Raw genomic sequence first — 22,245 nt, 5'->3', positions numbered from 1 at the left:
GCCAGGGTTGGGAATGGTCGTGGGATCGGTCGCGCTCAGGCGTGCGGCGTGCGTCGCAGGGCGTGCGGCGCGGCGGTTCAGGGCGCCGGTTTCATCGTCTTGGGGGGCCGCGTTCTGGTCAGCACACCGTGCTTGGTGGCGCGCCGCGCCTGGGCGGTGTCGGGCGGTGGTTTCGCCAGCAGGTCGCGGTGGTCGGGAACGGCGCTGCGCAGATAGCTGCGGATCTGCTGGATCCACTTGCGCGCCAGCTCTTCGGAAATGGACAGCTCCGCCGCGATGTCCGCGTAGGGCTGCTCCTCGATGAAGCGCATGCGGGCGGCTTGGCGCATCCGTTCGTCCCGGATGCCATCAAGCGATTCCAGGACCTTGACCAGCAGCGCGCGGTCGGCGTTGGTGCGTTCCGGGTCCATGGCGTCCCGTCCGCTGGACACGTCGGCGATGGAGGCGATCTCGACGAGGGAGCCGACCAGAACGGGATGGCGCTGGTGGGCGCGGTGCCGGTCGATGAAATGGTTGATGGCGGTGCGCCGCAGCCAGGTGCGCGTCTTGATGATGGAACGCGCGTAGAGGGGAAGGGATTCCGACAGGTTGATGCAGAGCCCGCTCAGACAGTCGTGTATCTCCTGCCTGTTTCCTTTGCACAACCTGTGATATGTCCAGAACAGGTCGGTGTAATGGCGGCACCAGAAGACCCAGAAGGCGGTCTGATCGCCGGTCGCGATGCGTTCCAGAAGGCCGGAATCGTCCAGCTGGTGGAGGTCCTCGCCGCTGCGGGAGAGGAGCCGCGGCGATCCGGCCATGGATAGGGAAGGCCAGGGGCGTTTCGTTTCCCGCCGACGATCCGACGCCGTTCCGGTGGGGATATCCCCCAAAGGTTGCGCTCTTTGTTGCATATCACGTCCCTTGCGCGTTTTGCTCAAGGGACGCTCGCCAAGTTCTACGTGTGAACGAACTGGATATACTTTTTTTCGAAATACCTATGTATTTCGGACTGTCTTATCTAAAAAACGGCCTATATCGCCACAACCGCACTATGTCCTGATAATCAAGGCATGGCTATACGCGCGCGTCCGGGCACCTCGCGTCTATCGGTTGGCATCAAAGGAAGGGACGGCGGCTAGTAACGCCGCGGAGGATCAGCCCGTTCGGAAGAACAAGGGTGAAGATCTATTAACCAAGAATACAGGATCTTCGGCCCCGATGGCGAAGAGTGTTTCCGGATTTCTACAATTCAGGAAAGGTGCGCTGCCGTGCGCGGAGCCATTCGAAACCTGTGTCGAATGGCAGGAGTGGAGGGGCTCGAACCCCCAACCCCCGGTTTTGGAGACCGGTGCTCTACCAATTGAGCTACACTCCTGTCGCCGCCTTGCAGCGGGAAGCCGCTTGTAGGCGATTTCGGGGCGGGGCACCAGAAGAAAATCACCGCGGCCGCGTTTGAAACGCGCTTTCACATCAAGGCCAAGGGGGCGGGGTGGCGGAGCGGGCGGGCCCGGCCGTCAGCGGTCTCCGCTCGCGCAATTTGGAAAGAAAAAATTCACCAAGAAACGTTACGATTTGTCGGAAAGTGAGTAAAGAGCGTGCCGGAACAGCAGGTTTCATCCATATTTTAAAATACAGATGTCAATTTTAAAAAACAACGCCGCGACAGCATTGCTTGTTCCGGGACGCCGGGCGGTTGGCGACGGGGGCGGCGAGGATCTCGCCGCCGGCCGTTTCAGCGATGGGCGGCGCTTGCGCGTTCAATCCGGTATCGACACGACCCCGCCCGGGTTGTCGGTGACCGCGACGGTTTCGAAATACTCGATCTCCGGATCGGTGCCGTAGCGCGTCCGGATGCCGTCGAGCCAGGGCCCCTGGTAAAAGCGCTCGGCGTCCTCCCGCTTTTCCCACTGGTAGACGCCTCCGGCGGTGCCGGTCCCGCTCCAGATGAACTGCTTGCGGATCAGGCCGGGCACATCGCCGAAACCCGGCGCGATCAACAGGAAATGCGCCCGGCATTCCTCCCGTCCGATTGCGGCGGGCAGGCGGTAGCGGACGATGGCGGTGATCATGGGAACCCTCCGTGGCGTAATTCTCTACTTCATAGGTTGACATTATAGAGCGAAACCGTTGAATATAGTCCATGAAATTCATGTATTCACAATCATTAGAAGTGAATACGCCTTGATCGAAGGACGACGACCATGAGCACGCATCGGAACGGTTCGGGAATTTCGACGCTGGCGCCCTCGCGGCGCGGGCTGCTGAAGCTGGCGGCGGCAAGCGCGGTGGCGCTGCCCTTCGCGGGCGTGGCGTCCCGGCTGGTCGCCGCCCCGACGCCGGCCGCGCTGAAGCCGCTGAAGCTCGCCTGGAACACCGGCGCGGTGTGCGGTGCTCCGGTCGCCGTGGCCAAGCACAACGGCTTTTTCGAGAAGCACGGGCTGGATGTGGAGTTCGTCAACTTCGCCGGCACGACGGAGCAGCTTCTGGAGGCGCTCGCCACCGGCAAGGCGGACATCGGCCACGGCATGGCGTTGCGCTGGCTGAAGCCGTTGGAGCAGGGCTTCGACGTGCGCATCATCGCGGGCGTGCACGGCGGCTGCATGCGCCTGCTGGCCGCCAAGAACGGCGGCATCACCAGCCTTGCCGGGCTGAAGGGCAAGACGGTGGCGATCAGCGACCTGTCCAGCCCGGCCAAGCACCTGTTCTCCATCCAGCTCGCCAAGCAGGGGATCGACCCGAACAAGGACGTGGAATGGCGCGTCTTCCCCGGCGACCTGCTGGCCATCGCGGTCGACAAGGGCGAGGCGCAGGCCGTCGCCCACTGGGACCCGGTGACCTACAACTTCCTGAAGTCCGGCACTCTGGTCGAGATTTCCACCAACCTGTCGGGCGAATTCGCCAACCGCGTCTGCTGTGTCCTCGGCGCGCGCGGCAGCCTGCTGCGCGAGGACAAGGCCGCCGCCGCCGCGGTGACCCGCGCCGTGTTCGAGGCGCAGCACTACGCCGCCGCCAACCCGGTCGAGGCCGCCAAGGTTTACCAGCAATATTCGCCCAAGAGCAGCATCGAGGACCTCGCCGCCCAGCTTTCCAGCCAGACGCACGACCACAACCCGGTGGGCGCCGACATCAAGCGCGAGATCGCGCTCTACGCGGAGGAGCTGAAGAGCGTCCAGGTCTTCAAGCAAAGCACGGACACGGCGAAGTTCGCCGACCGCGTCTACGCCGACGTGCTGGGCTGAGATGAGCAGCCTCGATGACGCCGCGGTGCTGACGGGGGAGCGCAACCGTTCCCCCACGGCCCCGCGCCTCTGGCTGGGCGGGCTGGCGGCCAGCGCCGCCTGGCTGGCCGCCGCCGCCCTGACCGCCCTGTGGCCGGAAGGCGAGGAATGGGTGCGCACCGGCGAGTTCGCCAGCCTGCTCGCGGTCGTCGCCGGTGCGCTGGCCTTCGCCGTGCCGTTGCTGCGCCTGTTCGGCGCGGCGGGGGAACGGCTTCGCGCCGCCGCCCCCTGGCTGGTCGTGCTGGCGCTCGGCGTGATCGGCTGGGAGCTGGTCACCGCCAAGCTCGACCTGCTGCCGCGCCCCTTCTTCGCGCCGCCGCAGGCGCTGCTGGAGGTGTATCTGGACGAGTGGCCCCGGCTGCTGGAATGCACCGTGGCGTCGCTGCAACTGCTGCTGCTCGGCTACGGGATCGGCGCCTTCGTCGGCTTCGTGACGGGGGTGTCCATCGGCTGGTCGCGGGCGGTGGGCTATTGGGTGCATCCGGTGCTGCGGCTGATCGGGCCGCTGCCGGCCACGGCGTGGCTGCCCATCGCTTTCTTCGCCTTCCCGTCGAGCTGGAGCGCCAGCGTCTTCCTGATCGCGTTGGCGACCGGCGTGCCGGTGACCATCCTGACCTGGTCGGGCGTGGCCGGCGTCAACCCGGCCTATTACGACATCGCCCGCACGCTGGGCGCGTCCTCGCGCTTCCTGGTTCTGAAGGTGGCGGTGCCGGCGGCGATGCCGCACGTCTTCGTCGGCCTGTTCATGGGGCTCGGCGCCTCCTTCGCGGTGCTGGTGGTGGCGGAGATGATGGGGGTCAAGGCCGGGCTCGGCTGGTACCTGCAATGGGCGCAGGGCTGGGCGGCCTACGCCAACATGTACGCGGCGCTGCTGGTGATGGCGCTGGTGTGCTCCAGCCTCGTCACGCTGCTGTTCAAGGCGCGTGACCGGCTGCTCGCCTGGCAGAAGGGATTGCTGAAATGGTAGCGCTGGAACAGGAGTTGCCGGCCGGTCTGGACCTTGAGGTTCACGGGGTCAGCCACGCTTTCGACCTGCACGGCGCGCCGCTGCCCGTGCTGGACGCGGTCGGCCTGCGCGCCAAGCCGGGCGAGTTCGTGGCGCTGCTTGGCCCGTCGGGCTGCGGCAAGTCCACGCTGCTGCGGCTGGTCGCCGGGCTGGAGCCGCCGCGCGAGGGCCGGATCCTGGCCGACGGGCGGCCGATCACCGGGCCGCACCCGTCGCGGGTGGTGGTCTTCCAGGACCCGACGCTCTACCCCTGGCGCACCGTCTGGGACAATGTGGCGCTGGGGCTGGAGGCGCAGGGCGTGCTGCGCCAGCGGCGCAACCGGGTGGACGAGGCGTTGCGGCTGGTCGGGCTGGACGGCTTCGCCAAGGCCTACCCACACCAGCTCTCGGGCGGCATGGCGCAGCGCGCGGCGCTGGCCCGCGCGCTGGTCAACGACCCGCGCCTGCTGGTGCTGGACGAGCCGCTGGGCAAGCTCGACAGCCTGACCCGCATCCAGATGCAGGGCGAGATCGTCGCGCTGTGGCGGCGCGCCGGCTTCACCACCCTGCTGGTGACCCACGACGTGGAGGAGGCTCTGCTGATGGCCACCCGCGTCATCGTGTTCAGCGAGCGCCCGGCCCGCATCAAGGCGGAAATCGTCGTGGACCGCCCCTATCCCCGCCACCGCGACGACCCGGTGCTGGTGGAGTTGCGCCACAAGGCGCTGGAACTGCTGGGCCTTGCTGGGAGCTGGTAGGGGGGCGTGTTGCCCCCTCCCTAACCCTCCCCCGCTGGCGCAGGGGAGGGGACTAATCTCCCTCCCCTGCGTGAGCGGGGGAGGGCCGGGGTGGGGGCAACCTTGACGGAACTCGCGCTCAGGAGTGGCGGAGGAGCGTGCGCTCGACGGCGTTCGCCCCCCAGACCGACAGCGGGATCAGCACCGCCGCCGCGACCAGCAGACCGACGGTCAGGTTGCTGCCGAGAACCCAACTGGCGGCGCGATGGAACGTCTGCCAGGACGGGTCGGCGCGGCACGCCTCCACCCAGGCCAGATCGAGGCCCAGACGTTCCAGCCCATAGCCGACGTTGAACCAGGCCAGCGGCTCGCCATGGCGGGTCCAATGCGGCCATTGCGCCATGACGCTCCACAGCAGCAACGTGGACAGCGTGCCAATGGACAGGGTGGTCAGGCCGAAGCTCACGGCGGGGGCGATGCGGGACATCGGGGCGCGCATGGGTCGCTCATATAAAATCTACTTGCATAGTATAGTTTGCGGCTTTTCTATGCGACTCAAAACTGTTTTTTGCAGAATTCCACATGTTTGGGGTCGGGCGTACCGTCAGCGCTCTTTTCTAGAGAATGCGAGTCATTCGCATTTCTATGGACGCTCCGCCGTGTTTCCGCGATGATGACCAGCGAGCGTGACGCGGGAGCCGGGTCGGTCCTCCCGCTTGCCGCCGGAGCAACCCCGGCGCCGCGCGGCGGACCGTCCTGAACGCTTGGGTGATTCCTTTGATGACCACTCTCCCTTCCCGGCTCAGGTTCGGGCCGGACGGGCTGCGCCGCCTGGACGTGGCGTCCCGCAGCCTTGCCGGGATCGTCGGCGGCTACGCGCTGGCGGCGGTGGCGGCGATGTTCCTGGCCCTGGCGCTTCCGATGCCGCGGGCGGAGGCGGTCTACACCGCCACCATGATGTCCTTCGCCATCCACGCCGGGGCCTTCGTCTGGGCCTTCTCCGTCCGGACGCGGCGGGTGTGGCCCGGCCTGCTGGGGCCGACGCTGCTGCTGGGCGGCGGAACCTGGCTGCTGCACGGCCTGCAATCGGGGGCGCCGTCATGAAGGACGGGTTCCGCCAGTCCATGGCGTGGCTGCACAGCTGGTCGGGGCTTCTGCTCGGCTGGCTGCTGTTCGCCGTCTTCCTGACCGGCACCATCGCCTATTTCCGGCAGGAGGTGACGGTCTGGATGCAGCCGGAACTTCACGGTTCCATCCCCGATGCCGGGACCGCCGAGCGGGCGGTCGAGCGCATGAGCCAACTCGCTCCCGACGCGGCGCAGTGGACCATCGCGCTGCCCGGCGAGCGGTCGCCCGCGGTGTCGGTCTCCTGGCGGCCGGCGGACGCCAAGCCGAACGACCGCGCGGCGCTGAAGCGCGCCACGCTCGACGCCGGGACCGGCGCGGTGTTGGAGCCGCGCGAGACGGCGGGCGGCAACTTCCTCTACCGCTTCCATTTCGAGCTGTACGGGATGCCGCGCGAGATCGCCCGTTGGATCGTCGGGATCGCCACCATGGCGATGCTGGTCGCCATCGTCAGTGGGATCATCACCCACCGCCGCATCTTCAAGGACCTCTTCACCTTCCGGCCGGAGAAGGCGGCGCTGCGCTCCTGGATGGACGGGCATGTGGCGGCGGCGGTGCTGGCGCTGCCCTTCCACCTGATGATCACCTATTCCGGCCTGCTGCTGTTCATGACGATGCTGATGCCCTGGGCGGTCGATCTCGCCTATGATGGCAACCGCCAAGCCTACTTCGCCGAAAGCGGCTTCCGCCGCGCGCCGCCCCCGCCGCGTCCGGCGCCGCAGGCCGCCCCACTGACTCCGGTGGCGCCGCTGCTCGCCGAGGCGGACCGGCGCTGGGCCGACCGCGGCGGCGTGGGAAGCCTGACCGTCACCAACCCCGGTCGCGCCAACGCCACCATCGAGCTGCGGCCGGCGGAGTCCGACTCCATCGGGCGCGGCGCCGCGACGGAACGCCTGCTGTTCGACGGGGTGACCGGGCGGGCGCAGGAGGTCCCGGCAGCGGACCCGCAGCCGGCGGCCATGGCGACCGGCAATTACCTGATGGGACTGCATCTGGCGCGCTTCGCCGGGCCGGGCATGCGTTGGCTGTTCTTCGTCTCCGGCGTCGCCGGGACGGTGATGGTGGGCAGCGGACTGATCTTCTGGGTGGTCAAGCGGCGGTCGCAGCGCGGCCGGGCGGACACTTGGGGGAACGGTCCCGAGCCGTTCGGGCACCGGCTGGCCGACCGGCTGAACATCGGCGTGGTGGCAGGCCTGCCGCTGGCCGTCGCCGCCTACTTCTGGGCCAACCGCCTGCTGCCGGCGGGGCTGGGGGAGCGCGCGGGCTGGGAGATCGAGGTGTTCTTCCTGGCCTGGGCCGCCGCCCTGCTGCACGCCCCGCTGCGCCCGTCGCGGCGGGGCTGGGCGGAGCAGCTGTGGGCCGGCGCGGCGCTGTTCGCCCTGCTGCCCGTGCTGAACCTCGCCACCGCCCCCGGCCATCTGGGCAACAGCCTGCCGGCGGGGAACTGGCTGCTGGCCGGCTTCGACCTGACGGCGCTGGCGGTCGGTCTGCTGCTGGGCTTCGCCGCGCGCAAGGTCGGGCGGAACGCCTTCGCCGGCAAGACGGTGCCGGCCCCCGTCCTGCCCGCCGGGGCGGTCGTCGAGGAACCGACATGATCCTGTCGTCGCTGTGCGTCGCCTACGCGGGGCTGCTCGCCCTGGCGCTCGCCATGGACCGCCATCACGAGCAGGTCTTCGCCCGGCGTCCCTCCGCACGGACCAGCCGCCTGCTGGGGTGGGCGGGATGGCTGGGGCTCACGCTGTCGCTGCCGCCCACGGTGACGGCATGGGGGTGGGCGATTGGGATTCCGGCTTGGCTGGGGCTGCTGACGGTGGCCGCTGCGGCGCTGGTCCTGCTGCTGCCCCACGCGCCGCGGGCGGCGTTGCGGCTCGGTCCTGCGGCGCTGCTCTGCGCTCCGTTCCCTGCGCTTCTAGGGTGAGGACGCGGTTTTTCCGCAACGCCGCCTTGCGTCCGGCGCCTGTGCATGAAGCCGAGGAAATGTTTCACCATTATGAATTTATGGATATTCTGCGCAACCATGGAATGCCCCCGGCCGTGTGGGCGGACCGCGGCTGACGCAGGAGAACGGGCAATGACCGGACGGACCTCTCCCATCGCATCGGCGGTGCCCGGGCGCATCCGCGTCCGCCACCCGCTGCTGCGCCGGACCGACCGTTTCCAGGAGGCGCTGGGCCGCCTGGAGTCCCTGGATGCCGTCCGGGTGACCGAGAGCAACCCGGCGGTGGGCAGCGTCCTGCTGAGCTACGACCCTGCCGTGTTGACGCCGGATGACGCCCGGTCCCGGGTGGAGGCGCTGCTGTCGGCAGTTCTGCACCCCGCTGAGGCCGTACCGCCGCCGGACGCCCCGGCCCCCGTCGCGGACAGCAAGCCGGCCGCTCCGGAGCTGAAATGGCGGATCAACCGCGCAGCCAAGATCGGGATGATGGGCAGCATGGCGGCGACCCTGGCGGCACTGGGGGTGGGCAAGCGCGTCCACGCCGGATTCGGCACGCTGTTCGTCGCCTTCATGCTCGTCCACATGACCGTGCAGCGCAAACGCCTCTTCCAATGACTGTCCGCCTCCAATGACCGATCGAAAACCGAGCATGCCCGATGAATTCCTGAGCCGGCTGGCCGCCGCCCTGACCATCGCGCACCACATTCCGGGCCGGGTGCGGCTGAAGCTCGACGGCGCTGCGGAGCGCGGTCTGGCGGCGCTGGCCGACGACGCCAGGGCGCTGCACCGGGCGCTCACCGGGGCGGAGGGCATCCGCTCCGTCGCGCTGAACCCGCTCGCCCGCTCCTGCACCATCGAATACGACCCCGCGGTGATCCCGCCCTCGGCGTGGCCGGATCTGCTGCGCGGGGAAGCCAGCGCGGCGGCCGGGACGCTGCTGCGCATCGCCACCGCCGGCCTTGCGGGCGGTGCGCCGGAAAGGAGACCATGATGCTGCCGCTTCTGACATTCGCGTCCGGCGTGATCGCCGGGGCCATCGGCGTCCGGATGATGAAATCCGCCAAGACCAAGGCCGATCCCAAGATCGCCGACCTCACGTCGGTCGATGTGAAGGCCGCCGCCCGCGAGGGCGCCGGCAAGGCCCAGACCGCGGTGCGCGAGGCCGCGGTCACCGGCCTGCTGGCCATCGAGCGGACCTCCGCCGGTCTGCGCTCCCGCCTCGCCACGCCGGTGGACGCGGCGGCGGCGCCGGTCGAGGAAGCCCCGGTGGATGCGGCGCCCGCCGAGGCGGAGCCCGCAAAGGACGATGTGGCGGAGCCGGCAAAGTCTGAGGCGCCGCCGTCCGCCGCACCGGGGGCCGCGTGAAGCGCGCGAAGCGGCGCGGCAAGGCGCCGGGCTCCGGCACGCTCGCCGCCGACTTCACGCGCGGCATGGTGGCGACCGGCCTGCTGACCGCCGTCCAGGACCGCTGGGTGACGGGCGCCGAGGCCCCCGCGCCGCGCACCATCCTGCGCCACGGCCTGCAGGGCGGTGCGGCGCTGGCCGCCGCCAGCGTCGCCGCCGACGCCCTGCGCAACCGCGACTACGCGCGCCTCGCCTTGGCGGTCACCGCCGGGGCGGCGGGCGTGGTCATGATCGAACATCTGCTGAATCCGGCGGACGATCCGCCGCAAGAACGGCCGAAACACGAGGACCCCCATGGCTAAGAAGACCAAGAAGGCGTTGAAGAAGCTGAAGAAGCAGCAGCGCCAGTACGAAGCCGCCATGGCCGCCGGCGGCGCCCCCATTGGAGGTGGCATGGGCGCCAACGCGGCGCGGGGGCAGGGGCTTCTCAGCGGGCTGACCGGCCTGCTGCCGTCGCGCCGGTCCGAACAGTTCCTGGTCGGGCTCCTGGTCGGGGCGGCCGCCGCCTATGTGCTGTCCGACGAGGAACTGCGCGGCAAGATCGTGAAGTCCGGCCTGAAGCTGTACGGCAACCTCGCCGGCGGCCTTGCCGAGATGAAGGAGCAGATGGCCGACCTCCAGGCCGAGCTGGAGGCGGAACAGGCCGGAGCGTTATGAGCGGCCTGCCCTGGTTCCTGCGGCTGGAGCCGGTCCATCGGGTTCCGGGGCGCATCCGGCTGCGCTACGCCTGCCGTCCCGGCACTCCCGACGACGCGGCGACCCTGCACCGGGTGGTGGAGGCGGTCGCCGGGGTGACGTCGGTCCGGGCGAGCCGCGCCGCGCGGTCGCTGGCCGTCCGCTACGATCCGGCGGTGACCGACGCCACGGCGCTGTGCCTCGCGCTGGCCGCCCTGCCGATTCCGGAACCGGCGCCGCCCGCCACGGCGGCGGAGGGCGGGGACAATCACGGTGCGACGCTGGTCCGCAGCCTCGCCACGCTGGCCGGCGGTTTCCTTCTGCCCATGCCGCTGCGCCTGCCGCTGTCGCTGGCCGTCGCCCTGCCGATGCTGCGCGAGGGCATGGCGATCTACGGGCGGGAGGGCGTCAACTCGCACGTGCTGGAAGCGGCGGCGGTGGCGATCTCCCTGGCGCGACGGGATTTCACCGCGGCCAACACCACCGTCTTCATGCTGGCGCTCGGCGAGTATATGGAGGACTCCATCGCCCGCCGGTCGGACGCGCTGCTGAAGCGGCTGCTGCGCCCGTCGAGCGATCAGGTGTGGCTGCTGCGCGACGGCGTGGAAATCCAGGTGCCCGCCGACACCGTCCTGGTCGGCGACAGCGTGGTCATCGGCGCCGGGACGGTGATCCCGGTGGACGGTACGGTGCTGAGCGGAGAGGCGACCGTCAACGAGGCCGCCATGACCGGCGAGAGCGCCCCGGTGGTCAAGCAGCGCGGCTCCACCGTCCTGTCCGGCACGCTGATGGAGGAGGGACGGCTGGTCGTCTACGCCGAGCATGTCGGCAGCCACACCGCCGCCGCCCGCATCGCCGATTACGTCGAACAGTCGCTGACCGCCAAGAGCGAAGCGCAGCTCGACGCGGCGCGGCTGGCCGACCGGCTGGTTCCCACGGTGCTGAAGCTGGCCGGCGGCTCCTTCCTGATGACCGGCGACTGGCGCAGCGCGGCGTCGGTGCTGCAGGCCGACTACTCCTGCGCGCTGAAGCTGGCGACCCCGGTGGCCTTCAAGTCGGCCATGTATGGCGCGGGGCAGGCGGGCATCCTGATCAAGGGCGCCAACGCCCTGGAACGGCTGGCCCAGGCCGACACGGTGATCTTCGACAAGACCGGCACGCTGACCACCGGCGACCTGCAGGTGACCGATTCCATCGCCTTCGACCCGACCTTCAGCCCCGACGACCTGATCTGCCTCGCCGCCTCGGTGGAGGAGCATTACTTCCACCCGCTGGCGATGGCCGTGGTCAACGCCGCCAAGGAGACGCACAACCGCCATTTCGACCACCAGGAGGTGAAGTTCATCGTCGCCCACGGGGTGGCCAGCGTCATCGACGGCAAGCGCATCGTCGTCGGGTCCCGCCATTTCATCGAGGACGACGAGGGCATCGACACCACGGCCCACCGCGAGGCCATCGACGCGCTGCACCGCGACGGCAAGACGCTGCTGTTCATCGGCTTCGGCGGGGTGCTGGTCGGCGTGCTGGCCTTGAAGGACAGCGTGCGCGCGGCCAGTGCCGCGACCATCGCGCGGTTGCGGCGGGCCGGGGTGAAGCGGGTGCTGATGCTGACCGGCGATCATCGCGACCGTGCCGCCGAGCTGGCCGCCGAGCTGCACCTCGACGGCTTCCACGCCGACCTGCTGCCCACCGACAAGGCCCGCATCATCGAGGATCTCAGCCGCGGCGGCGCGCGCATCGCTTTCGTCGGCGACGGCATCAACGACGCCCCGGCGCTGGCCGGCGCCCATGTCGGCATCGCCATGCAAAAGGGGGCCGACATCGCCCGCCTGACCGCCGACGTGGCGCTTCTGGAGGACCGGATCGAGCGGGTGGCCGACGCCAAGGAAACGGCGAACGCCGCCCTGGCGCTGATCGCCCGCAACTACCGCCTGACCGTCGGGCTGAACAGCGCGATCCTCGGCGCCGCCGCGCTGGGCCTGCTGTCCCCGGTGGGCACCGCCGTGCTGCACAACGGGACCACGATCGGGATATTGTTGAACGCCTTGCGCCGGGAGGCGGTCCCCGTTTCCCGGACCGTCGGATAAGCCTGGCTCGCCCGGGAAAACGGTGATGAGGCGGCGGCAGGCACCGGCAGGCGGTCAGCGCGCCGAACGCGCCGTGTCGACCGCATCCAGCGTGCCGCGGATCAGGGCGATGCAGTCCGCCATGGCGGCCTGCCGGGGCCGAACGGCCACCTTGACGCCCTCATAGAGCAGATCGGGCCCGGCGGCTTCGAGCGTCGCCGCGACATGGCCCCGCTCCATCACGGACTCGACGACCTGTTCGCGCAGCGGCGGATGCACGTCGCTCCAGGCCGGGCCATAGGAACCGTCATCGCCGGTCGCGCCGGAGAACATCACCCCACGCAGCAGCCCGGCCGAGCGCAGCTGGTGTGCGTGCCGCTCGGGGGCCGTCGCGTCCCGCTCCTCGATGGCGGAGCGTCCCCAGTTCACGGCCATGCCCAAGGGCGTCCTTGCCCCGGCGGCGGCGGCCGTCACCGCGGCGCTCTCGATGGCGAGGGAAAGCAGGCCCTTCTGCCAGGGACCAGCGGCGGGGCGGGCGTCGCAATGTTCGACGACGAGCGTCGTGTCGCCCCAGTCCCAGGAGGCGATCTCCCGAAGCGATGATTCCAGCGCGTGGCCTCCCTCTTCGGCCGCCGCCGGCGGAAGGGTCGGGAAGGCGTGGACCTCGACGGCCAGGATGCGCTGCCCGCGCGCCGCGAAGCCCGCGAGCGCCCGGTGGGCCGCGGCAACCAGTGCGATGGCGCGGGCACGCCCGGCCGGATCGGTGGACGCCAGCCCGACCCTTGGGTCCGCCGCCGCCGCGCTGGCGGCCGCACCGATCAGGGTCAGCACATGCCGCCCCTGCGCGCCACGGCTGTCGAACAGCGCGGCCAGAATCCGCTCATCCTCGTCCCAGCCGGGCGCCCCCCAGGAGATTTCCAGGCCGTCGACGCCGGGAAGGGACAGGACGCCCTCCAGATAGGGTTGGCGCTCCGCCGCGGTGTCCGGCTGGGCGGCGTAGGCCCCCACGATGCGAAACGGTTTGTGATGGGAATTCATGATGCTGCCTCTCCGCTTGGCTTGGACGCGCCGAAGGTCGGACGTTCGGGGCCGCTCCCCTGGTCGGAGGGGCGGCCCCGGTTCGTGGATTACGCCCCGGTCAGGCGCGGGATTCGGACGGCCGGGCCTCGCCCCACTCGGCGTCCGTCGGCGTGCTCAGGTCACGGTTGAGCGTCTCGGGCAGCGAATAGGTGACCAGGAAGGAGACCAGCATGGTGACGGCCATGTAGATCGCCACCGGGACCCAGGAGTTGGCGTACCAGGCCAGCAGCGCGGCGCTCAGCAGCGGGGCGATGCCGCCGCCGATGATGGACGAGAATTCGCGGCCCAGCGTCACCCCGGCGTAGCGGTAGCGGCTGCCGAAGATCTCGGGGAAGAAGCTCATGTGCACCCCGGTCACGCCCTGGGCTGCGACCATGTAGCCGAACACGATGATCGCGGTGATCAGGACCGGCGAACCGGTGTTGAGGCCGGGGAAGACCAGGAACGGCGTGACGGTGAGCAGGCCGGTCAGAATGAGGGTCATGCGGCGCCGGCCGAAATGGTCAGACAGCATGCCGGTCAGGAAGGCGGCGAAGGACGCGGCGATGGCGGCGGCCAGCTGCACCGGCGGGATGAAGTGGGTGTCGACGCCCACCACGCTCACCAGATAGGTGATCATGAAGACCTGATAGATGTAGGACTGCGTCGACACGCCCCAGTTCATCAGGATCACCTTGACGACGTTCTTCTTGCCGTGCTTGGCGACGACCTTGAGCGGGGCCTGGTTCTTGACGTCCACCTTCTTCTTCAGCTCGATGAAGATCGGGCTCTCGGCGAGCTTCAGCCGGATGATGAAGGCGGCGATGGTGACGAGGATGCTGCTCCAGAAGATGGCGCGCCAGCCCCAGCTCATCAGCATGTCGGTGGGGAGTTGCTGGGCCCCGATCCAGGCGATGGCGCCCAGCGCCGTGCCGAAGGCCGCACCCACCATGATCAGCGACGAGAGCCGGCCGCGCTGGCCGAGGGGGGCCGTCTCGGTCAGCAGCGTGGCGCCGCCCGACTGCTCGGCGCCCGCGCCGAAGCCCTGCAGGAAGCGGCAGAGAACCAGCAGGAGCGGCGCCCAGATGCCGGCCGTCTCATAGGTCGGCAGGCAGCCGATGGCGAAGGTCGCCCCGCCCATCAGGAACAGCGTCGTGACCAGCACCCATTTGCGGCCGTACTTCTCGCCGTAATGCGCGAAGAAGAGCCCCCCGAGCGGCCGCGCCAGGAAGCCGATCGCGTAGGCGCCGAAACTGGCAATGATTCCCGCCGCCGGCGAGATCGTCGGGAAGAACAGTTTGCTGAAGATCAGGGCGGACGCCGTGCCGTAGATCACGAAGTCGAAGTTTTCGAGCATCGTGCCGATCAGGCCGGCAAGGGCGGCCCGTCGGACGTTGGCGGCGTCGGCGGGGGCCGTGTCCTGTGTGGCTGTGTCCTGGGCGGCGGTGCCCGGTTGGGCGATGGTGCTGGATATCTCGGTCATAGGCTGCTTCCTTCACGAACCACCGGAAGGGTGGAGTGATGATGGCACGCGACGCGCGGCACGCGGTCGTGGGGCGCCCCACGGGGGGAACGGGTCCGGCCGTGCAGGGCGATGAAGGGGGGGCGTCGCGGGCCGTCCCCGGTCCGCCGGAAAATCGGCGAACCGGTCCGGCCGGGACGGGCGGTCCTAGCGGGGGAAGACCACGTTGCGCAGCGGTTCGCCGGCGGCGAGGCGACCGATGTTCGCGGCGATGTCCCGCACCCGGCCTTCGAAGGTCTGGCGGGTGACGCCGGAGATGTGCGGCGTCATCAGGACGTTGTCGAGCGAGGCGAAGGGCAGCGGCGACGGCTGGGCGTGGGCGCCGCCGGCCGGGTACTGGTACCAGACGTCGATGACGGCGCCGCCGATGCGGCGCTCCTTGAGCGCCTCGTACAGCGCTTCGGGATCGACCAGCGGGCCGCGGCTGACGTTGACGAGCAGGGCGTCGGGCTTCATCGCGGCCAGCCGCGCGGCGTCGATCATGTGGCGGGTGTCCGGCCGCAGCGGCAGGCACAGCACGACGACGTCGCTCTCGGCCAGCAGCCGGTCCAGCCCCTCGATGCCGGCCGCCCAGCGCAGCCCTTCCCGCTCCACATCGACCGGACGCGGCGTGACCGTGACGCCCGCCGCGCCGAACGCGCGCATGAGTTGCCAGGTGCGCGACCCGATGTGCCCGTAGCCGACGATGCCGACGGTGGCCCCGGCCAGGGAGTTCAGCTGACAGCGCTGCGATTCATAGACCGACGAATCCCAATGACCGGTGCGCAGCGCGCGGTCCTGCTGCAGGAACTGGCGGCGCATGACGACGCTGGTCGCCGCCACATATTCGGCGATCGAGGATTCATGGCAGAAGGTGTTGGCGCAGACGGCGCCGTCGGGCAGGGCCCCGGTGTCGATGCCGTCATAGCCGGCGCCGCCGACATGGACGAGACGCAGGGAGTCGGCCGCGGCCCCCATCGCGGCGGTGAAGCGCGGGCCGACGAAGACGTCGGCGCCCGCCAGATCGGCCGCGACCGCCGCTTCGTCGAAGGCCGGATGCCAGGAGACGACGCTGCCCGCCGGAAGCTGCGCCTCCATCAGCGCGCGGTGAGGCACGAAGTTGGCGTCGGCGATGACGACGCGCAGTGGGTGTGGCGGTGGTGCGACGCCGTCGCGGTCGCCGGCCTGTGATGTCCCGTTGGGCATGGCGCAGATGACTCCCTCTAGAAATTATTCACTCGGCATCGTTTGGTGACGGCGCAGCGCCGTCGGTGAAACCGATTGTCCGACCCGTTCCCCCGCCGCCCGGCCCTGACCGTTCCGCGTTCGGGAAGCCATGCGTCGCGGGGGCCGCCATTGCGGCCCCTGCGAGGCCTCCCAACTCCCGGCGGTTCCCGCAGGACCGCGATGCCGACGTTTCTGGGATATTGGTACACTGGTCTTCTGAATCATTGGATAGGACAACGCGCCGTCGCCTGTCAACAGCATAACGCTGGGCATGCGAAATGTTGCGAGGTCGTGCGGCCAACGGTCGCAGCGTGTTCCAGCAGAAAGCGCTTTCCTTCGGCCCGCGCGCGTCTCGTCGGCGTGACGGACGGGTGGCCGGCGCCGGGCATCGCGCTCCGCCGGACTCGCGGGGGCATCGCCAAGACCACAGCAAGTCTCTGATGCAGCTTGATAAACGGATTGTCGGCTCGGAGTGGAGTGCGCCCTGCGCGGAGGGGCAATGCCCCACAAGCCTTGGGACGATGCGCGCGATCCTCACTCTTCGTGTTGACAAGCCGGTGCGCCGATCGTAGCTATTAAACCAGTAGACCAATTTGCAGTTTGGTTCTCTGGAACCACGGCAACGGATTTTGCCGGGACCGGACGGGACCGGGGCCCGTCGTCCCCCCTCGATCAACATCTCACGCGGTTCCAGGCGCGACGACGCGCCGGACCGCCTTCAGGAGACATCAAATGCGCGGCTGTGTTCTGCACGGACAAAAGGATCTCCGCCTCGAAGCGCTGGACGAGCCGTCCCTGCGTCCCGGCGAGGTCCGGGTCAAGATTGCCGCAGGCGGGATCTGCGGGTCTGATCTGCACTACTTCTTCGAGGGGCGCGTCGGCGACTTCAACGTCCGGGAGCCGATGGTGCTGGGCCACGAGATCAGCGGCGACGTCGTCGAGGTCGGGCCGGAGGTCACCCGGACCAAGGTCGGCGACCGCGTCGCCGTCAACCCCGGCAAGCCCTGCCACACCTGCCCGCACTGTCTGGGCGGCCGGGAGAACCTGTGCGCCAACATGGTTTTCTTCGGCAGCGCCTCGCGGTTCCCCCACGTCCAGGGCGCTTTCCGCGAAACGCTGGTGGTCCGCGACTTCCAGTGCTTCCCGGTTCCGCAGGACACGCGCCACAGCAATCTGGTCTTCGCAGAGCCCTTCGCCGTCGCCCTGCACGCGGTGGCGCAGGCCGGCAGCCTGCTCGGCCGGCGCGTCCTGATCACCGGCGCCGGGCCGATCGGCTGCCTGATCGCGGTCGCCGCGCGGCGGGCGGGCGCCGCCCACGTCACCATCACCGACCTGTCCGACAACGCCCTGGAGATCGCCGCAAAGGTCGGCGCCCATGAGACGGTCAACGTCCTGTCCGACAGCGCGACGCCCAACGGCTGGCAGGCCGACCGCGGCTGCTTCGACGTCAGCTTCGAGGCGTCGGGCAGCGCCAGGGCGGTGGAGACCTGCGTCCTCAGCACGCGGCCCGGCGGCGTGGTCGTCCAGGTCGGCATGCTGGCGCCGGGCCTCACCCCGATCCCGCTCAACCGGCTGCTCGCCAAGGAGGTGACGCTGAAAAGCTCCTTCCGCTTCCACGAGGAGTTCGGCTGGGCCGTCGCCGCCCTGACCACGGGCGGCGTCGACCTGTCGCCGCTGGCCACCGCGCAGTTCCCGTTCGAATCCGCCGCCGAGGCGTTCGACGCGGCGCACGACCGCAGCCGGAACATGAAGGTGCAGATCATCTTCGGCTGATCCCCCGGACCGAGCCCTTCCGACGGACCCGCCCGCTCCGGCGGGGTCCGCCATGGAACCGACCGCTTGCGGACGTCCGCAAGAGCTTTGCGAGTGACCAATGAAAATCACGCAACTGGAAACGTTGAGGACGGAGGAGTTCTCCAACGTCGTTTGGGTCCGCGTCCACACCGACGCCGGAATCGTCGGGCTCGGCGAGACCTTCTACGGGGCGGGCGCGGTCGAGGCGCACATTCACGATGTCCTGGCGGCGCGCCTGCTCGGCAAGGACCCGCTGCGCATCGAGGCCCACGCCCGCGAGCTGGTGAACCTGCCGATGGCGCAATCCTCGACCGGCGCCGAGTACCGCGCCGCGTCGGCCATCGACCTCGCGCTGTGGGACATCCTCGGCAAGGTGTGCGGCCAGCCGGTGCACCAGATGCTCGGCGGCCTCTGCCACGACCGGGTGCCGGTCTACAACACCTGCGCCGGCTACGGCTACGTGCGGTCCAACAAGATCAAGCCGGTCGACACCTGGAACCTCGGCTCCAGCGAGGGTCCCTACGAGGACCTCAACGGCTTCATGACCGACGCCGGCCGGCTCGCCGAGAGCCTGCTGGAGCAGGGCATCACCGGCATGAAGATCTGGCCGTTCGACCCCGCGGCCATCGCCAACGACGGGCGCTTCATCACCGCCGAGCAGATGAAGCGCGCGGTCGAGCCCTTCGAGAAGATCCGCAAGGCCGTCGGTGACCGGATGCAGATCATGGTCGAGTTCCACTGCCTGTGGAACCTGCCGACCGTCAAGAAGATCGCCCGCGTCCTCGAGGACTACGAGCCGACCTGGTACGAGGACCCGATCCGCATGAACTCGGTCAACGCGCTGGCCGAGCTGGCCGGCTCGACCAGCGTGCCGATCTGCGCGTCGGAGACGCTGGGCTCGCGCTTCCCCTACAAGGACATGCTGGAGGCCGGGGCGATCGGCGTGGTGATGACCGATCTGGTGTGGACCGGCGGCCTGACCGAAGGGCGCAAGATCGCCGCGCTCGCCGACACCTACCATCGCCCCTACGCGCCGCACGACTGCACCGGGCCGGTGGCCTACGTCGCCGCCGTGCACTCCTCGCTGTCCAACCCGAACACGCTGATACAGGAATCGGTCCGGGCCTTCTACACGGGCTGGTACACGGAGCTGGTCACCGAAGTGCCGCGCATCGTCGACGGCCACGTCCTGCCGATGGAAGGGCCGGGCCTCGGCACGGAACTCCTGCCCGCCGTCTTCGAGCGCCCCGACCTGAGCGTCCGCCGCAGCAGCCTCTGACCGGCAGCTTTCAACCGGCAGCATTTCAACGAAAGACCCGCCATCATGACGACCATGTTTGACCTGACCGGCAAGACCGCGCTCGTGACGGGATCGGCCCGCGGCCTTGGCAACGCCATCGCCGAAGGGCTGGCCGAGGCCGGCGCCGCGATCATCCTCAGCGACATCAACCCCACCGCCCTGGCCGACGCCGCGGCCAGGGCGCGCGACAAGGGCTACACCGTCCACGAATCGGCCTTCGACGTGACGGACGAGGACGCGGTGACGAAGGCCTTCGCCGATCTCGACGCGCAGGGGATCACCGTCGACATCCTGGTGAACAACGCCGGCATCCAGATCCGCAGCCCGCTGGTCGATTTCCCGGTGGCGGATTTCCGCAAGGTCATCGACACCAACCTGACCAGCGCCTTCCTCGTCGGCCGCGAGGCGGGCCGCCGCATGGTCGCGCGGCGGGCGGGCAAGATCATCAACATCGGCTCCCTGACCAGCGAACAGGCCCGCGTCACCGTCGCGCCCTACGCCGCGGCGAAGGGCGGCATCCGCCTCCTTACCAAGTCGATGACCGCGGAGTGGGCGGAGTTCAACGTCCAGGTCAACGCCATCGGTCCGGGCTACATCGTCACCGAGATGAACAAGCCCTTGATCGAGAACGAGGAGTTCGATTCCTGGGTGAAGAAGCGCACGCCGGCGCGGCGCTGGGGAAACCCGACGGATCTGGTCGGGACGGCGGTGTTCCTGGCCTCCCCGGCCTCCGACTTCGTCAACGGCCAGCTGATCTTCGTCGATGGCGGCTTCATGGCCATCTACTGAACGCGCAACGGCGCTCCCCCGTCCGCCCCCACGTTGCGGGCGGATGGGAGTAGCCGGTCCCATCGGAACAGGTCCGACCAAAATGAAGCCGACCCCGTCGCGGCCTTGGCATGCCGACTCCCGCATGATCCACCGGGATCTGCGCAACGCCATCGTCGCGTTCCGCCGCCGGCCGGGCGAGACGCTCGCCGAGCGTCCCCTTGCCGAGGCTTATGGCGCCAGCCGCCCGAAGGTTCGGCAGGCGATCAACCGGCTGGCCGACGAACAGCTGGTCGAGCGCCACCCGCACCATCAAGGGATGCGGGTGGCGCGCATTCCCCTGCGGGCGTTGCCGGAGGCCGGGGAAATGCGCAAGGCCCTCGAAACCCGCGTCGTCCGCTACGCGGCCCGCCGGGCGACGCCCGATCAGATCGCGCGCCTGCGCGCGTCCGTCGAACGGCAGCGCGTCTGCGAGACGGCCGGTGACATCGACGGCTTCCACGCGGCGGACGAGGCGTTTCACGCTCTGCTGTCCGAGGTTGCCGGCCATCCGGGCTTCTGGGACACCGTCGGGCGGATCAAGGCGCAGATCGACCGCTGCCGCCGCCTCGGCCTGCTGGTCTTCGGGAGCATGGGGCCGGCCATCGAGGAGCATGATGCCTTGGTCGCGGCCATCGCCGCGCGGGAGCCCGACCGGGCCGCCGCGCTGATGGCCAGCCACCTCGACGGCGTGGCCGGGACGATCGCCACCTTGCGCCGCGTGGTTCCATGCTATTTTTACGAACCCGACGACCCGCCTTTCTCTCGCTGAGACACGCGCGGGGAGGGCCGGTGCCATGCCGCCGATTGGTGGCGGCAGCCCCTTTCTGCCCAGGCGTGCGGTTGACTTGTCCGCCACGGATGCCTAAAGAACTGGAACCGCTGCGTACCAGCGAACCAGTTCAGCGACCGGAGAGCGGCATGGATGATCCCGAATTCGACGTCTCCCGCCACCTGCAGAAAATCAAGGTCCGGCGCCCACCCGACATCATCATCGAACAGATCAGCGACCTGATCGCGCGCCGCATCATCAAGGCGGGACAGAAGCTGCCGGCGGAACGGGTGCTGGCCGAGCGTTTCGACGTCAGCCGCGGCACGGTGCGCGAGGCGCTCCGCCGCCTGGAATTCTTCGGGATCGTCCGCACCTCGCCGCAGAGCGGCACGGTGGTGGAGAATCTCAGCGAGCATGTGCTGCTCGGCCTGATCAACAACATCCTCAACGCGGACGACACCAGCCCGGAGATGCTGATCGAGGTGCGCGGCGCCCTGGAGGCCCTGTCCGCCCGTCTGGCGACGGAGCGCGCGCACGGCGGCCAGATCGACGAGATCCGCAAGGCCCAGCGGCGGATGCGCGAGCAGGCGGAAGCCAACGCCTACACCTTGGAGGAGGATCTTCTCTTCCACCTCAAGGTCGCGGAGGCGACCAACAACAATCTGCTCCGTTCGCTGATCGCCCTGATGGGGCCGGACGTGCTCCGCTTCTCGCATCAGCACGCCACGTACAAGGATGGCCGCATGCACGCCGCGGCGAACGAGCACGATGCGATCATCGAAGCCATCGAGCGCCGTCAGCCGGAGGAGGCCGAACGGCTGATGAAGCAGCACATCGACAAGTCCTACGAGCATTACCGCCGCAACGGCAGCGCGTACGATCACCCTGAGAACGACGGGGCCAGGAGCGACAAGCCGGCGCGCACCCGGCGCGCCAAGGGAGCGAAGTCCCTGCGGGAGCCCGAATAAGGGCGCAACCTCCGCCACTCGCTGATTCCGCGCTCGGCCCGCGCACAAGCCAAAGCCGCCCGTCCCGCCATGGGCGTCGTCAGTTTCTTGCGGCGAGGCGCCTGAGCGCCGCGCCGTCGCGCATCGTCGCGGCCAGAAGACGAATCCGGCGGGTCTTCGTGCCCGCCAGCGTCTTCGGCCGCCGGATGAACGTCGCCTCGCGCTGCTCCCGTGTTCGCGCCGGATTTCAATAACCTGTTCCTCGCCGAACCGGCCTTTTTTCCTGTCCGTCTGCTTGCTGGACGGGCTGTGAACTCAGGGTGGAAACGTGCCAGGGATCAGGGCGTCGAACACGGCCCGCCCACGCGCCCAACGCGATGATCCTGCCATCCATGACCTTGAAAACGCGCGGGTCGGCGTGAGGTCGGCGCGTGCGAGGACCTATGTCAGGTTGCGGCTCGCCGCTCCGGAAGTCCTCATGACAAGGTTATGAATGTTACAAATTCCGACAAACTAGGACTAACACCATCTCCAAAATCGTATGATAGAAATAGCTACCTCAGATGGAGATCCGACGGGGTCTTCGTTAATCAAAAGTTAGCAACGACCATCGCGCGAAGGTATCGGTCCCATGAATTTGTCCACCAAAG

General features: G+C 69.0%; 23 protein-coding genes and 1 tRNA gene. 17 read left to right on the top strand and 7 right to left on the bottom strand.

What is annotated here, in order from left to right; translation table 11 throughout:
- Positions 1-77: 77 nt before the first annotated feature.
- From FBZ83_RS08330 to FBZ83_RS08320, 3 genes are all read right to left on the bottom strand, one after another.
- Positions 78-800, bottom strand: coding sequence for an RNA polymerase sigma factor (locus FBZ83_RS08330; RefSeq protein WP_145681999.1), 723 nt, complete (start codon positions 798-800; stop codon positions 78-80).
- Positions 801-1,281: 481 nt separating this feature from the next.
- Positions 1,282-1,357 (bottom strand) — tRNA-Trp (locus FBZ83_RS08325).
- Positions 1,358-1,739: 382 nt separating this feature from the next.
- A complete protein-coding gene (locus FBZ83_RS08320; protein ID WP_145681998.1) occupies positions 1,740-2,051 on the bottom strand; it encodes a hypothetical protein in 312 nt (103 codons plus the stop codon).
- A 132-nt stretch (positions 2,052-2,183) separates the two neighbouring features.
- Here FBZ83_RS08320 and FBZ83_RS08315 point away from each other — a divergent pair, with 132 nt between their 5' ends.
- Genes FBZ83_RS08315 through FBZ83_RS08305 form a run of 3 tightly spaced genes read left to right on the top strand, consistent with a single transcriptional unit; the run spans position 2,184 to position 5,003 of the window.
- Positions 2,184-3,221: an ABC transporter substrate-binding protein gene (locus FBZ83_RS08315; protein WP_145681997.1), complete on the top strand. Its 1,038-nt coding sequence runs from the start codon at positions 2,184-2,186 to the stop codon at positions 3,219-3,221.
- Position 3,222: 1 nt separating this feature from the next.
- Positions 3,223-4,227, top strand: a complete 1,005-nt coding sequence (locus tag FBZ83_RS08310) for an ABC transporter permease (protein WP_145681996.1) — start codon at positions 3,223-3,225, stop codon at positions 4,225-4,227.
- Entirely contained in the window at positions 4,221-5,003 is a 783-nt protein-coding gene (locus FBZ83_RS08305) for an ABC transporter ATP-binding protein (protein WP_145681995.1), read from the top strand. Before FBZ83_RS08310 ends, FBZ83_RS08305 begins: the two co-directional genes overlap by 7 nt.
- Before the next feature lie 118 nt (positions 5,004-5,121).
- On the opposite strand, the gene FBZ83_RS08300 is transcribed toward FBZ83_RS08305, so the two are convergent.
- Positions 5,122-5,481, bottom strand: coding sequence for a hypothetical protein (locus FBZ83_RS08300; RefSeq protein ID WP_145681994.1), 360 nt, complete (start codon positions 5,479-5,481; stop codon positions 5,122-5,124).
- 281 nt (positions 5,482-5,762) lie between these two features.
- Between FBZ83_RS08300 and FBZ83_RS08295 the strand changes: the two genes are divergently transcribed.
- The 9 genes from FBZ83_RS08295 (at position 5,763) to FBZ83_RS08255 (ending at position 12,209) form a co-directional block, all read left to right on the top strand.
- Positions 5,763-6,086, top strand: coding sequence for a DUF3649 domain-containing protein (locus FBZ83_RS08295; protein WP_145681993.1), 324 nt, complete (start codon positions 5,763-5,765; stop codon positions 6,084-6,086).
- Entirely contained in the window at positions 6,083-7,702 is a 1,620-nt protein-coding gene (locus FBZ83_RS08290) for a PepSY-associated TM helix domain-containing protein (RefSeq protein WP_145681992.1), read from the top strand. The genes FBZ83_RS08295 and FBZ83_RS08290 overlap by 4 nt, the downstream gene beginning before the upstream one ends.
- Positions 7,699-8,025 (top strand): DUF3325 domain-containing protein, encoded by a 327-nt coding sequence (locus FBZ83_RS08285; RefSeq protein ID WP_145681991.1) that lies wholly within the window; start codon positions 7,699-7,701, stop codon positions 8,023-8,025. The genes FBZ83_RS08290 and FBZ83_RS08285 overlap by 4 nt, the downstream gene beginning before the upstream one ends.
- A 153-nt stretch (positions 8,026-8,178) precedes the next feature.
- Complete coding sequence (locus tag FBZ83_RS08280; protein ID WP_145681990.1) at positions 8,179-8,658, top strand: HMA2 domain-containing protein; 480 nt, start codon at positions 8,179-8,181, stop codon at positions 8,656-8,658.
- A gap of 34 nt (positions 8,659-8,692) precedes the next feature.
- A complete protein-coding gene (locus FBZ83_RS08275) occupies positions 8,693-9,034 on the top strand; it encodes a cation transporter (protein WP_145681989.1) in 342 nt (113 codons plus the stop codon).
- Positions 9,034-9,408 (top strand): hypothetical protein, encoded by a 375-nt coding sequence (locus FBZ83_RS08270; protein WP_145681988.1) that lies wholly within the window; start codon positions 9,034-9,036, stop codon positions 9,406-9,408. Before FBZ83_RS08275 ends, FBZ83_RS08270 begins: the two co-directional genes overlap by 1 nt.
- Positions 9,405-9,749, top strand: coding sequence for a hypothetical protein (locus tag FBZ83_RS08265; RefSeq protein ID WP_145681987.1), 345 nt, complete (start codon positions 9,405-9,407; stop codon positions 9,747-9,749). Before FBZ83_RS08270 ends, FBZ83_RS08265 begins: the two co-directional genes overlap by 4 nt.
- Positions 9,742-10,104 (top strand): YtxH domain-containing protein, encoded by a 363-nt coding sequence (locus FBZ83_RS08260; protein ID WP_145681986.1) that lies wholly within the window; start codon positions 9,742-9,744, stop codon positions 10,102-10,104. The genes FBZ83_RS08265 and FBZ83_RS08260 overlap by 8 nt, the downstream gene beginning before the upstream one ends.
- Positions 10,101-12,209: a heavy metal translocating P-type ATPase gene (locus FBZ83_RS08255; protein ID WP_145681985.1), complete on the top strand. Its 2,109-nt coding sequence runs from the start codon at positions 10,101-10,103 to the stop codon at positions 12,207-12,209. Before FBZ83_RS08260 ends, FBZ83_RS08255 begins: the two co-directional genes overlap by 4 nt.
- A 54-nt stretch (positions 12,210-12,263) precedes the next feature.
- Here FBZ83_RS08255 and FBZ83_RS08250 read toward each other — a convergent pair whose 3' ends face one another.
- The 3 genes from FBZ83_RS08250 to FBZ83_RS08240 all read right to left on the bottom strand — a co-directional run bounded on the left by FBZ83_RS08250 (position 12,264) and on the right by FBZ83_RS08240 (position 15,954).
- The gene (locus FBZ83_RS08250; protein WP_145681984.1) at positions 12,264-13,226 is read right to left on the bottom strand and encodes a DUF4862 family protein; all 963 of its coding nucleotides are present in this window, start codon (positions 13,224-13,226) and stop codon (positions 12,264-12,266) included.
- Between the two features lie 100 nt (positions 13,227-13,326).
- Positions 13,327-14,730, bottom strand: coding sequence for an MFS transporter (locus FBZ83_RS08245; RefSeq protein ID WP_145681983.1), 1,404 nt, complete (start codon positions 14,728-14,730; stop codon positions 13,327-13,329).
- Between the two features lie 186 nt (positions 14,731-14,916).
- Positions 14,917-15,954, bottom strand: a complete 1,038-nt coding sequence (locus FBZ83_RS08240; RefSeq protein WP_211101631.1) for a 2-hydroxyacid dehydrogenase — start codon at positions 15,952-15,954, stop codon at positions 14,917-14,919.
- Positions 15,955-16,707: 753 nt separating this feature from the next.
- Between FBZ83_RS08240 and FBZ83_RS08235 the strand changes: the two genes are divergently transcribed.
- From FBZ83_RS08235 to FBZ83_RS08215, 5 genes are all read left to right on the top strand, one after another.
- On the top strand, positions 16,708-17,748 hold the full coding sequence (locus tag FBZ83_RS08235; RefSeq protein ID WP_145681982.1) for an L-idonate 5-dehydrogenase: 1,041 nt from the start codon (positions 16,708-16,710) through the stop codon (positions 17,746-17,748).
- 100 nt (positions 17,749-17,848) lie between these two features.
- Positions 17,849-19,048 carry a mandelate racemase/muconate lactonizing enzyme family protein gene (locus tag FBZ83_RS08230; protein ID WP_145681981.1) on the top strand — a complete coding sequence of 400 codons (1,200 nt, stop codon included), beginning with the start codon at positions 17,849-17,851 and terminating at the stop codon, positions 19,046-19,048.
- Positions 19,049-19,093: 45 nt separating this feature from the next.
- Complete coding sequence (locus FBZ83_RS08225) at positions 19,094-19,858, top strand: SDR family oxidoreductase (RefSeq protein WP_145681980.1); 765 nt, start codon at positions 19,094-19,096, stop codon at positions 19,856-19,858.
- A gap of 124 nt (positions 19,859-19,982) precedes the next feature.
- Positions 19,983-20,648 carry a GntR family transcriptional regulator gene (locus FBZ83_RS08220; protein ID WP_186466008.1) on the top strand — a complete coding sequence of 222 codons (666 nt, stop codon included), beginning with the start codon at positions 19,983-19,985 and terminating at the stop codon, positions 20,646-20,648.
- A 149-nt stretch (positions 20,649-20,797) separates the two neighbouring features.
- Complete coding sequence (locus FBZ83_RS08215) at positions 20,798-21,616, top strand: FadR/GntR family transcriptional regulator (RefSeq protein ID WP_145681978.1); 819 nt, start codon at positions 20,798-20,800, stop codon at positions 21,614-21,616.
- The last annotated feature ends 629 nt before the right edge of the window (positions 21,617-22,245 follow it).

This window comes from Azospirillum brasilense (assembly GCF_007827815.1).
GTDB lineage: Bacteria > Pseudomonadota > Alphaproteobacteria > Azospirillales > Azospirillaceae > Azospirillum > Azospirillum brasilense_C.
The sequence above is the reverse complement of the archived record's forward strand: the minus strand, read 5'-3'. Positions and strand labels throughout refer to the sequence as shown.

Coding starts and splice junctions, on each gene's coding strand:
- FBZ83_RS08330 (WP_145681999.1), bottom strand. CDS start 800: ATGGCCGGATCGCCGCGGCTCCTCTCCCGCAGCGGCGAGGACCTCCAC.
- FBZ83_RS08320 (WP_145681998.1), bottom strand. CDS start 2,051: ATGATCACCGCCATCGTCCGCTACCGCCTGCCCGCCGCAATCGGACGG.
- FBZ83_RS08315 (WP_145681997.1), top strand. CDS start 2,184: ATGAGCACGCATCGGAACGGTTCGGGAATTTCGACGCTGGCGCCCTCG.
- FBZ83_RS08310 (WP_145681996.1), top strand. CDS start 3,223: ATGAGCAGCCTCGATGACGCCGCGGTGCTGACGGGGGAGCGCAACCGT.
- FBZ83_RS08305 (WP_145681995.1), top strand. CDS start 4,221: ATGGTAGCGCTGGAACAGGAGTTGCCGGCCGGTCTGGACCTTGAGGTT.
- FBZ83_RS08300 (WP_145681994.1), bottom strand. CDS start 5,481: ATGCGCGCCCCGATGTCCCGCATCGCCCCCGCCGTGAGCTTCGGCCTG.
- FBZ83_RS08295 (WP_145681993.1), top strand. CDS start 5,763: ATGACCACTCTCCCTTCCCGGCTCAGGTTCGGGCCGGACGGGCTGCGC.
- FBZ83_RS08290 (WP_145681992.1), top strand. CDS start 6,083: ATGAAGGACGGGTTCCGCCAGTCCATGGCGTGGCTGCACAGCTGGTCG.
- FBZ83_RS08285 (WP_145681991.1), top strand. CDS start 7,699: ATGATCCTGTCGTCGCTGTGCGTCGCCTACGCGGGGCTGCTCGCCCTG.
- FBZ83_RS08280 (WP_145681990.1), top strand. CDS start 8,179: ATGACCGGACGGACCTCTCCCATCGCATCGGCGGTGCCCGGGCGCATC.
- FBZ83_RS08275 (WP_145681989.1), top strand. CDS start 8,693: ATGCCCGATGAATTCCTGAGCCGGCTGGCCGCCGCCCTGACCATCGCG.
- FBZ83_RS08270 (WP_145681988.1), top strand. CDS start 9,034: ATGCTGCCGCTTCTGACATTCGCGTCCGGCGTGATCGCCGGGGCCATC.
- FBZ83_RS08260 (WP_145681986.1), top strand. CDS start 9,742: ATGGCTAAGAAGACCAAGAAGGCGTTGAAGAAGCTGAAGAAGCAGCAG.
- FBZ83_RS08255 (WP_145681985.1), top strand. CDS start 10,101: ATGAGCGGCCTGCCCTGGTTCCTGCGGCTGGAGCCGGTCCATCGGGTT.
- FBZ83_RS08250 (WP_145681984.1), bottom strand. CDS start 13,226: ATGAATTCCCATCACAAACCGTTTCGCATCGTGGGGGCCTACGCCGCC.
- FBZ83_RS08245 (WP_145681983.1), bottom strand. CDS start 14,730: ATGACCGAGATATCCAGCACCATCGCCCAACCGGGCACCGCCGCCCAG.
- FBZ83_RS08240 (WP_211101631.1), bottom strand. CDS start 15,954: ATGCCCAACGGGACATCACAGGCCGGCGACCGCGACGGCGTCGCACCA.
- FBZ83_RS08235 (WP_145681982.1), top strand. CDS start 16,708: ATGCGCGGCTGTGTTCTGCACGGACAAAAGGATCTCCGCCTCGAAGCG.
- FBZ83_RS08230 (WP_145681981.1), top strand. CDS start 17,849: ATGAAAATCACGCAACTGGAAACGTTGAGGACGGAGGAGTTCTCCAAC.
- FBZ83_RS08225 (WP_145681980.1), top strand. CDS start 19,094: ATGACGACCATGTTTGACCTGACCGGCAAGACCGCGCTCGTGACGGGA.
- FBZ83_RS08220 (WP_186466008.1), top strand. CDS start 19,983: ATGATCCACCGGGATCTGCGCAACGCCATCGTCGCGTTCCGCCGCCGG.
- FBZ83_RS08215 (WP_145681978.1), top strand. CDS start 20,798: ATGGATGATCCCGAATTCGACGTCTCCCGCCACCTGCAGAAAATCAAG.